We start from the raw sequence: 9,185 nt of genomic DNA on the forward strand, positions 1-9,185 counted from the left end.
ATTTTTATCAAGCCGCTACGTCAGTGTCTCGAATCAAATACCCGCTTCAAACCGCATAAATTTCCCGATTATCCGCAAGCGACAGGAACTGGCCGGTCTTGCCATCGAGCGCGAGCATCTCGCCGCTTTCGATATTGAAGATCCACCCATGCAGCCTTAGCGTCTTGTTCACGAGCCCGACCGCCACCGACGGATGCGTGCGGATATTGCCGAGCTGCGCGATCACGTTGTCCTTGACCAGCGCATCGAGACGCTCCGCATCCGAGTGGTAGTGGCGCGACGCGTTGATCGCCTTGGCCGCATCGGCGTGACGCAGCCAGCTCGCGACCGCCGGCATGTGCTCGAGATTCGTGCAGGTCGAGATCGCCGTCATCGCGCCGCAGTTCGAATGGCCGCAGATCACGATGTCGCTCACGCCGAGCACGGCGATCGCATATTCGACGGTGGCCGACACGCCGCCCGGCTCCGGCCCGTACGACGGCACGATGTTGCCCGCATTGCGGATCACGAACAGCGAGCCCGGTTCGGTCTGCGTCAGCAGTTCCGGCACCACGCGGCTGTCCGAACACGTCACGAAAAGCGTGCTGGGATTCTGCGCGGTCGACAAACGCTTGAAGAGCGCACTTTGCTGTGGAAAGACCTCGCGTTGGAAGCGGATCAAGCCTTCGATGATTTCCTGCACGATATTCTCCAGAGAATCGAAGAGATGGATTTATAGATTGCCGCGACTATACAGCAGCCTTTCAATCGTCGCGCGAATCACCGTGCTAATCGTCGGACGCTCCTGCGGCGCATTGCCAGCGAAATAATGGTGTGTTTGCACGCACCATAAAAAAAGACCCGGCTGCCGGCAGCCGGGTCCAACTCTCTCGCTCACACGCGTTGTGCCATGTGTGCGTCACTACTGTAGCCGCGCCGGCGTCGCGGATACAGACGCCACGGTGGAAGAGTCCTTTCCACCGCGGCCCGAATCGCCTGAATCGCCTGAACCGATGTAATCAGGCGAGTCAATCAATCGAAGTCCCGCGTCTCGAGTTCCACGGACTGCCCCCCGTTTCGTTCGAGCACGCGCCGGGTAGCATTTTCAATACGCGCGCGGTTTGCTTCGAACGCTCCCACCAGATCGTGAGCCGAGGGGCTGCCATTACCGAGTGTGCCATTGCCGAAATGGTCATTGAGCGCGTCGAGCGACACGCTGCACCAAACGTCCTTCCCGTCCACATTGGCCTCGTAGGCAACGCGCGCAGCAGCCACGACCTCGCGGCGCCCGGTGAATTCGATCCTCATCATCGTCCTCCATGTGTCAAAGGGAAAACTGAATACGCAACGCTCGTGCCCAAACCGGCCGGTTAGCGGGCTGCCCGGGTGCGAGCACGCATTCTCCGCAAGGTGCATACTCCTGAGCGGCCGCCACGCGCGGCCGCGATGATGCGTCGCGGCAAGGCCTCCCGTGCGCCGCCGACACATTCAACATACCGATACTACGCTCTTCATGTCCCGCAGCCCTCAATCTTCACGCCCGCTCGTGATCGCCGCCGTGATGGCGTCGATGGCGATGGTCGCGATCGAAGCGACCATCGTTTCCACCGCCATGCCGCAGATCGTCTCGCAACTCGGCGACCTGCACCTATACAGTTGGGTATTCTCGTCGTTCCTGCTCACGCAGACCGCGATGACCGTGGTGTTCGGCAAGCTCGCCGATCTCTATGGACGCAAGCCGGTGATCCTCGTCGGCATCGCGATCTTCCTCGTCGGCTCGGTGCTGGCCGGCTTCGCATGGTCGATGCCGGCGATGATCGTGTTCCGTCTGATTCAAGGCATCGGCGCGGGCGCGATCCAGCCGGTCACGCTGACGGTCGTCGCCGATCTGTACCCGGCGCGCGAACGCGGCAAGGTGCAGGGCTATCTCGCGAGCGTGTGGGCGATTTCGGCGGTCGTGGGGCCGATGCTCGGCGGCTTCATCATCCACAACCTGTCGTGGGCGTGGATCTTCTGGATGAACGTGCCGATCGGGCTCGCGTCGGCGGCGGGCTTCATCGCGTTCCTGCGCGAATCGGAGCGGCATGCGCGGCCGTCCATCGATTTCGCCGGCGCCGCGTTGTTCATGGCGGCCATCGCAGCGCTAATGATGGCGCTGACCTACGCGGCCGACGACGCGTTCACGCAAGCCTCGTTCGCGGCCGGCGTCTTCGTGCTCAGCGCGCTGCTGTTCGTGCTGCAGGAGCGTCGCGCGGCCGAGCCGATGATCTCGTTCGCGCTCTGGAGCCGCCGGCCGATCGCCGCGTGCAACAGCGCGACGGTCCTGGCCGGCATGATTCTGATGGGCGCGACCACCTTCCTGCCGATGTACGTGCAGGGCGTGCTGCATCGTTCGCCCGTGGTCGCCGGCCTCGCGCTCACGATGATGATGGTCGGCTGGCCCACGGGCGCGACGTTCGCGGCGAAGTCGTTTCATCGGCTCGGGCTGAGGCGCATCCTGATCGGCGGCAGCGCGTTCGTGCCGCTCGGCGCGGTGCTGCTGCTGTTCCTGTCGCCGGGCGCGTCGCCGCTCGTCGCCGGGTTCGCGTCGCTGATCATGGGCTTCGGCATGGGGACCTCGAGCGTCAGTTCACTCGTGCTGATCCAGGAGATCGTCCGCATGGAGGAACGCGGCAGCGCGACCGCGTCGAACCTGTTCTCGCGCAATCTCGGCAGCACGCTCGGTGCGACGCTGTTCGGCGCGGTGCTGAACTTCGGGCTCAGTCATACCTCGGGCGCCGCTTCGGTCACGTCGGATCAGTTGAAAGCGCTGTTGCAGAATCGCGCGGCCGATCTCGGCGATAGCGATCTGATCCGGCTCGTGCTGCACCAGTCGCTGCATCTGACCTTCGTGTCGATGTTCGTGATCGGGCTGTTCGTGGTCGTGCTGCTCGCGCTCGTGCCGACGATTCGCATCGGCGAGGACAAGCCCGTGCCGCTCGAAGCGTTGTCGCCCATCGAGGATTGAGTCGCGCGGCGTCGCGAACGGCGCGAAGGCGCGCGTTACGAGCCGGCCGCCGGCAGTGTCGCCGCGAAGAAATCGCGTACCTGTGCGGCGGTCTGCGCATGAATCGCGGCGCGATCGACACCCGGACCGTCCTTGCAGAGCGGCGCGAGACGCTCCATCACCTCGGGCTCGCACACATCCATGAAGGTGTAGTGCGACGCGCCCGGCACCATCGTCACCGTCGCCTGCGGCATGAAGCCCGCGATGCGGTGAATGTTGGTGCCGACCGGCGCGGTGGTATCGGCCTCGCCCGCGAGCAGCGCGACCGGAATCGTCACTTCCTTGAACGACGCGCCATTAAAAGCCTCGCCGAGCGCGGGCGCAATCGCGAACGCGGCCTTGATGCGCGGATCGCGATACGAGTCGTCCGAACGCGCGCGCGATGCGTTTGTTTCCGCCGATAGCCCTTCCACGGTCAGCGCCGGCGCGCCCGGCGCGTGCGCGAGATTCGCGGCTTCGGGCGGCGCGCAGATCGCATCGGCTTCGGGCGACGTACAGAAGCGCTCGAACGCGGCGCGATCGGTGCGCGCGCCCGCGAGTTCGAGCACCGTATAGCCGCCGAGCGAGAAACCCAACGCGCCGATTCGCGCCGTGTCGACGCGCGGTCCGAAACGCGGGTCTGCGAGCATGCCGTCGAGCACTTCGCTGACATCGGTCGCGCGCTCCCACCAGAGGGTGAAACCGTCGCGCGTGCGCGGCTCCAGCGCGTTGTTGCCCGGATGATTGACGCCCGCGACGATATAACCCTGCGCGGCCAGCGACGCCGCGAGCCAGTCGAGACTGTCAGCGCTGCCGCCGGTGCCATGCGAGAGCAGCAGCAACGGGTATTTGGGCTGCGCGGCGGACAGCGGCGCATCGTCGGCGGCGGCGTGACCCAGGAAGATCGGATGGCCCGGCGCACCGAAGTCGTGTGGCGTCTCCGGCTGCGTCGCATCGGCGGGATACCAGATGCGAGTGATCAGCGCCTGCGTTTGCGCGCCGCGCCAGTTGCGGGCCACGGTGGGATGAAACACGCGACGCGTTTCGCCCACGTGCCAGTCGGCGGACGCGGTTTGAGCGGCGGCGTGTGCCGGCAACGCGGCCCATAGCGCGCCGGATAACGCCCCCGACAACGCCACCAAACACGACACCACCACCGCGCTCGACAGCGCGGCACAGCTTCGACGCATCATGGGTTAGTCCTCGCGGATGGGGATCAGTAGATCGGTGATGCAGGGATGCAGCGCGCCGCGATCCGGCGAGCTTCGATACAGTTCGAGCCCCGGCCGCTGATCGCGCCGGTAACCGCTGCGCGGCAGCCAGCCGCTGTACAGTGCCCTGAACGTCGGCGAGATCAGCGCATAGGGGCCGACGAGGCGGTGCACCGCGTACAGGCCGCCTTCGAGCCGCAACGGCTCGACGCGTGGCGGGGGCTCGGCAACGCACGCCCCTTGCGTGGTCTGCGCGAGCCGCTCCATCGCATCATCCATTGCCGACGGCGAGCCCGCGACGATTCCCGCGTGATAGCGAAAACCACCCGCCAGCGACGCGTCGCGCGCGCAGATCCCGACACGCTCCTGCAATGACGGATGCTCGTCGCAGCGCAGCGTCGTCATCAGCGTGTGAAAGGTCTGGCCGATCGTCGCGACCGGGCCGTCATGGCGAAGGCACAACACATCGAGTGGCGCGAGTTCGGCGATTTCGACGGACGGCAATGCTGAGGTGTTATCGTCGCCGTCGCCCCGCTGCCCGGCGCACGCTCGCGCCTGTCGCCGCCGGCCCACCGAAGCCGCCGGATTCGCCACCAGATGCCGCTGCCGCGTCCTGAATTCGCTCGGCGACACGCCTGTAAAGTCACGAAAGGCGCGAGCGAAAGCCTGAGGACTGTCGTAGCCGGCGTCGTGCGCGACCGCGGTCACCTGCGCGGCGTCGGTCAGCCGCTGCGCCGCCTCGGCCAGGCGCAGGCGCTTGACCGTGTCGACGACGCTCTCTCCCATCAACGCGCGATAGATCCGGTGGAAGTGATACGGCGACATATGCGCGATGGCCGCGAGGCTGTCGAGCGTGTGCCGCGCGCCTGGCTCGAGCAGAATGGCCTCGACCACGCGAGCGATCCGTCGACGGTAATCACGTTCGGTGCTGGGCTTCATCATGGCGCCACGATAGCGGTCTGCGCGCCGCAAGGCGGTGCAGAACTTGCGGACTTTCGCGTATTCGCGCTTTGCCAACATGCGGGCGGCCGGGCTCGCGCTGCGTCACATTATGAGCGACGAAGCACGCTGCTTCCTGACACCCGAAAGCCTGTCGAACCGCTGTGCTTACCCGCGCTCGCCCTTCCCATACAGCGTCGAATCGGCGAAACCTTCGGCGGCCAGCACCTGCCCGACCAGAATCAGCGCCGTGCGCTCGATCGCGCTGCCCTGCACTTTCGCGACGATATCGTCGAGCGTGCCGGTGATCTTCTCCTCGTCGGGCCAGCTCGCGCGATAGATCACCGCGATCGGACAGGCGCCGCCATAATGCGGCCGCAATTCATCGACGATGCGGGCGAGATGCCGCACGCCGAGGTGGATCGCCAGTGTTGCGCGATGCCGCGCGAGATCGCCCAACTGCTCGCCTTCGGGCATCGACGTTTTGCTGGCATAGCGCGTGAGAATCAGCGTCTGCGACACGTCGGGCAGCGTCAGCTCGCAACCGAGCGTCGCCGCGCAGGCGGCCGTCGCGGTGACCCCGGGCACGATTTCATACGGAATGCCCAGCTCGCGCAGCCGCCGGATCTGCTCGCCGATCGCACCGTACAGCGACGGATCGCCGGAATGCACGCGCGCGACGTGCTGGCCCTTCGCGTGCGCCGCGGCGAGCAGCGCAACGATCTGGTCGAGATCGAGCTCCGCGGTGTTGATCACCTGTTCGGCGCCGTGCCCTTCGAGCACCGCGGCTGGCACCAGCGACCCCGCGTACAGGATCACCGGACAACTGCGCACGAGGCGCTGCCCTTTCACCGTGATCAGCTCCGGGTCGCCTGGACCGGCGCCGATAAAAAACACCGTCATTCAGTACTCCAGTAGTTATTCAGTGCCCCATTTCCGGCTCATGCCTGCAAAGCCTCGAGCAATTCGGCAACGGTGGCGAACTCGCGATCGACATCGGGCAGAAGTGGCCGGCGCAGCATGATCACCGGCAAGCCGCGTTCGCGCGCGACCTCGAGTTTCGCCTCGGTCGCGCCGCCGCCGCTGTTCTTGCTGACGACGACATCGAACGCGAGCAGCGCGAACAGCGCGCGTTCGCCGTCGAGCGTGAACGGCCCGCGCGCCGCGAGGATGCGCGAGCGCGCAGTGTCAGGATGCGAATCGAGCACGCGCACGGTCCAGAATTGATGCGGCGGAATCTCGTCGAGATGCGCGAGCGGTTCGCGTCCGAGCGTGAAAAGCGGCCGCCTGAACGGCGCGAGCGTGCCGATCAGTTCGTGCCAGTCGCCGACCATGCGCCAGTCGTCGCCGGCTTGCGGCTGCCACGCGGGACGACGCAGCGCCCAGCACGGCACGTTCGCCGCGCGGCACGCCTGCACGGCATTCGCGCTGATTTGCGCCGCGTACGGATGCGTCGCGTCGATCACGAGGTCGATCCCTTCGCTCGCCACGTAACGCGCCAGTCCCGCGCTGCCGCCGAAACCGCCGACGCGCACCGCGCAGTTCAGGTCGTCGGGCACCTTGCCGAGTCCCGCGAGACTGTACACGTGCGCGGGACCGAGTTGACGGGCGAGCTTCAGCGCGTCGCCGGTGCCGCCGAGCAGCAGCACGCGCGTCATCGCGCGGCTCCGACGAAGTTGCCTTGCCGGTCGATCGCGAATATCTCGACCGTGACCTCCGGCGGCACGATCTCGCGTGCCACGGCCAACGCGTGTTCGCAGACGATATCGCCGAGCGGCACCTGCTGCGCCTGGGCGAGCCCGAGCGCCTGCTGGCTCGTGTTGGCCGCGCGCATCGCCGCTTGCAGCGCAGCGTCGGCGCCATGCGCGGCGCCCCACGCGGCGAGCCGTTCGAGGTCGATGCTCGAGTTGCGGCTATGCAGATCGAGATGGCCGGCTGCGAGCTTGCTGAGCTTGCCGAAGCCGCCGCAAATGCTCAGACGCTCGACCGGCGCGCGCTTCATGTGCTTGAGCACCGCGCCCACGAAATCGCCCATTTCGATCAGCGCGATATCGGGCAGGCCGTAGTGCGCGCGCATCGCGTCCTCGCTCGCATTGCCGGTGCAGGCCGCCAGATGCGTATAGCCGTTGGCGCGCGCGACATCGATGCCCTGATGGATCGACGCGATATACGCCGAGCAGGAAAACGGCCGCACGATGCCGGTGGTGCCCAGTATCGACAGGCCACCGAGAATGCCGAGCCGTGGGTTCATCGTTTTCAGCGCGAGCGCTTCGCCGCCTTCGACGCCGATCGTCACTTCGAAGCCGCCACGATACGCATGGCGCGCGGCGAGTACGACGAGGTGCTGCGTCATCATCTGGCGCGGCACCGGATTGATTGCGGGCTCGCCGACCGGCAGCGTGAGCCCCGCTCGCGTGACCGTGCCGACGCCCGGCCCCGCGCGAAACGTCACGCCGGGCTCGGACACGAGGCGCACGCGCGCGAACACGAGCGCGCCGTGCGTCACGTCGGGATCGTCGCCGGCATCTTTGATCGTGCCGGCTTCGGCGATCCGCTCGCCGTCCGCCGCGATGGCGAGGCGGCAGAACTCGAGCCGCATCGGCACATGCTGGCCCTTCGGCAACACGATTTCCGCGATCTCGCCTGGCTCGCCCGTCAGCAGCAGACGCGCGGCCGCCAGCGACGTCGCGGTCGCGCAACTGCCGGTCGTATAGCCGCTGCGCAGCGGCGCGGGTTGTTCGGGAGTTTCGTCGCGCATCAGGTATCAGTCGACGTTTTCGCGGGTTTGCTGACTTCGAGCAAGGTGATCGGCAACGCCTGGCGCCACGTGTCGAAGCCACCGAGCGGTTGCGCGTGCGCGAGCGCGATGCGCGTCAGCGTGCCGCCATGCCGCTCGCGCCAGGCGGCGAGCATCGCCTCGCCTTGCAGCGTGACCGCGTTCGCGACGAGCCGGCCGCCGTCGCGCAATTGCGCCCAGCAGGTGTCGAGCACGCCCGGCTCCGTGACCCCGCCGCCGATGAACACCGCATGCGGCGCCGGCAACTCCCGCAACGCATCCGGCGCGCGGCCAGCCACGAGTTGCAGGCCGGGCACGCCCAACGCATCGCGATTCTGTTCGATGAAGCGTTGCCGTGTTTCGTGCGCTTCGATCGCGATCGCGCGACACGTGGGATGCGCGCGCATCCACTCGATGCCGATCGAACCGCTGCCCGCGCCGACGTCCCACAACAATTCGCCGGGCGCGGGCGCGAGGCGCGCGAGCGTGATCGCGCGGACGTCGCGCTTGGTGAGCTGGCCGTCGTGGACGAAGGCGTCGTCGGGCAAACCGCAACTCAGCGGCAGACGCGGCGCGTGCGCCGCCGCGCGGCAGTCGAGCGCGATCAGATTGAGCGCGGCCATCTCGCCGGCCGGCCATTGATCCGCACGGCCATCGACACGTCGCTCCCGTTCTCCGCCGAGATGTTCCAGCACGGTCATGCGGGTCGCGCCGAAACCGCGCGCAGCGAGCGCCGCGGCCAACGCCGCGGGCGTGCGGCCGTCCGCGCTCAGCACGAAGAGGCGCGCGCCGTCATGCAGATGCGCATTCAGCGCCGCGAGCGGCCGGCCCACCAGCGACACGGTCGCGACATCCTGCAACGGCCAGCCGAGCCGCGCGGCCGCGAGCGACAACGACGACGGCGCGGGCAGCACGCGCAATTCGCCGGCCGGCAACTGCCGCGCGAGGGTCGCGCCGACGCCGAACAGCATCGGGTCGCCACTCGCGAGCACGCACACCGGCTGCGGACGCTCGGCCAGCAACGGCGCGAGGTCGAACGGACGCGGCCACGCGGCACGGCGCGCGACGAGTCGCGCGGGCAACATCGCCAGATGGCGCTCGCCGCCATACACGACCGCGGCGCCCAGCAAAGCACGCCGCGCGGGCCGCCCCAAACCGGCGAAGCCGTCGTCGCCAATGCCCACTACGGTCAGCCATGCCGGCATGCATCCATCCTCATCAGTTGCGTCGATTTTCCAGCGATTGCGCCGCGCCG

General features: G+C 67.3%; 9 protein-coding genes. 1 reads left to right on the forward strand and 8 read right to left on the reverse strand.

What is annotated here, in order from left to right:
- Positions 1-46: 46 nt before the first annotated feature.
- Both CI15_RS31810 and CI15_RS31815 read right to left on the reverse strand, forming a co-directional pair.
- Positions 47-682 (reverse strand): carbonic anhydrase, encoded by a 636-nt coding sequence (locus CI15_RS31810; protein WP_062136708.1) that lies wholly within the window; start codon positions 680-682, stop codon positions 47-49.
- Between the two features lie 329 nt (positions 683-1,011).
- Positions 1,012-1,287 carry a DUF1488 family protein gene (locus CI15_RS31815; RefSeq protein ID WP_062138323.1) on the reverse strand — a complete coding sequence of 92 codons (276 nt, stop codon included), beginning with the start codon at positions 1,285-1,287 and terminating at the stop codon, positions 1,012-1,014.
- A 205-nt stretch (positions 1,288-1,492) separates the two neighbouring features.
- On the opposite strand from CI15_RS31815, the gene CI15_RS31820 reads away from it, so the two are divergent.
- Positions 1,493-2,986: an MDR family MFS transporter gene (locus CI15_RS31820; protein WP_062136711.1), complete on the forward strand. Its 1,494-nt coding sequence runs from the start codon at positions 1,493-1,495 to the stop codon at positions 2,984-2,986.
- Positions 2,987-3,021: 35 nt separating this feature from the next.
- Here CI15_RS31820 and CI15_RS31825 read toward each other — a convergent pair whose 3' ends face one another.
- The 6 genes from CI15_RS31825 to CI15_RS31850 form a co-directional block, all read right to left on the reverse strand.
- Entirely contained in the window at positions 3,022-4,197 is a 1,176-nt protein-coding gene (locus CI15_RS31825; protein ID WP_062136713.1) for an alpha/beta hydrolase family protein, read from the reverse strand.
- Between the two features lie 3 nt (positions 4,198-4,200).
- Positions 4,201-5,157 (reverse strand): AraC family transcriptional regulator, encoded by a 957-nt coding sequence (locus CI15_RS31830; protein ID WP_082814369.1) that lies wholly within the window; start codon positions 5,155-5,157, stop codon positions 4,201-4,203.
- A 165-nt stretch (positions 5,158-5,322) separates the two neighbouring features.
- The gene (cobM, locus tag CI15_RS31835) at positions 5,323-6,057 is read right to left on the reverse strand and encodes a precorrin-4 C(11)-methyltransferase (protein ID WP_062136716.1); all 735 of its coding nucleotides are present in this window, start codon (positions 6,055-6,057) and stop codon (positions 5,323-5,325) included.
- 38 nt (positions 6,058-6,095) lie between these two features.
- Positions 6,096-6,812 (reverse strand): cobalt-precorrin-6A reductase, encoded by a 717-nt coding sequence (locus CI15_RS31840; protein WP_062136720.1) that lies wholly within the window; start codon positions 6,810-6,812, stop codon positions 6,096-6,098.
- A complete protein-coding gene (locus tag CI15_RS31845; protein WP_062136723.1) occupies positions 6,809-7,912 on the reverse strand; it encodes a cobalt-precorrin-5B (C(1))-methyltransferase in 1,104 nt (367 codons plus the stop codon). Before CI15_RS31845 ends, CI15_RS31840 begins: the two co-directional genes overlap by 4 nt.
- A complete protein-coding gene (locus CI15_RS31850; protein WP_062138327.1) occupies positions 7,912-9,135 on the reverse strand; it encodes a bifunctional cobalt-precorrin-7 (C(5))-methyltransferase/cobalt-precorrin-6B (C(15))-methyltransferase in 1,224 nt (407 codons plus the stop codon). Before CI15_RS31850 ends, CI15_RS31845 begins: the two co-directional genes overlap by 1 nt.
- Positions 9,136-9,185 lie beyond the last annotated feature (50 nt).

The sequence above is a fragment of the Paraburkholderia monticola genome, assembly GCF_001580545.1.
Classification (GTDB): domain Bacteria; phylum Pseudomonadota; class Gammaproteobacteria; order Burkholderiales; family Burkholderiaceae; genus Paraburkholderia; species Paraburkholderia monticola.

What these genes read in the sequence shown, in the direction of transcription:
- CI15_RS31820 (WP_062136711.1), top strand. Translation starts at nt 1,493, where the DNA reads ATGTCCCGCAGCCCTCAATCTTCACGCCCGCTCGTGATCGCCGCCGTG.
- cobM (WP_062136716.1), bottom strand. Translation starts at nt 6,057, where the DNA reads ATGACGGTGTTTTTTATCGGCGCCGGTCCAGGCGACCCGGAGCTGATC.
- CI15_RS31850 (WP_062138327.1), bottom strand. Translation starts at nt 9,135, where the DNA reads ATGCCGGCATGGCTGACCGTAGTGGGCATTGGCGACGACGGCTTCGCC.
- CI15_RS31825 (WP_062136713.1), bottom strand. Translation starts at nt 4,197, where the DNA reads ATGATGCGTCGAAGCTGTGCCGCGCTGTCGAGCGCGGTGGTGGTGTCG.
- CI15_RS31845 (WP_062136723.1), bottom strand. Translation starts at nt 7,912, where the DNA reads ATGCGCGACGAAACTCCCGAACAACCCGCGCCGCTGCGCAGCGGCTAT.
- CI15_RS31840 (WP_062136720.1), bottom strand. Translation starts at nt 6,812, where the DNA reads ATGACGCGCGTGCTGCTGCTCGGCGGCACCGGCGACGCGCTGAAGCTC.
- CI15_RS31815 (WP_062138323.1), bottom strand. Translation starts at nt 1,287, where the DNA reads ATGAGGATCGAATTCACCGGGCGCCGCGAGGTCGTGGCTGCTGCGCGC.
- CI15_RS31830 (WP_082814369.1), bottom strand. Translation starts at nt 5,157, where the DNA reads ATGATGAAGCCCAGCACCGAACGTGATTACCGTCGACGGATCGCTCGC.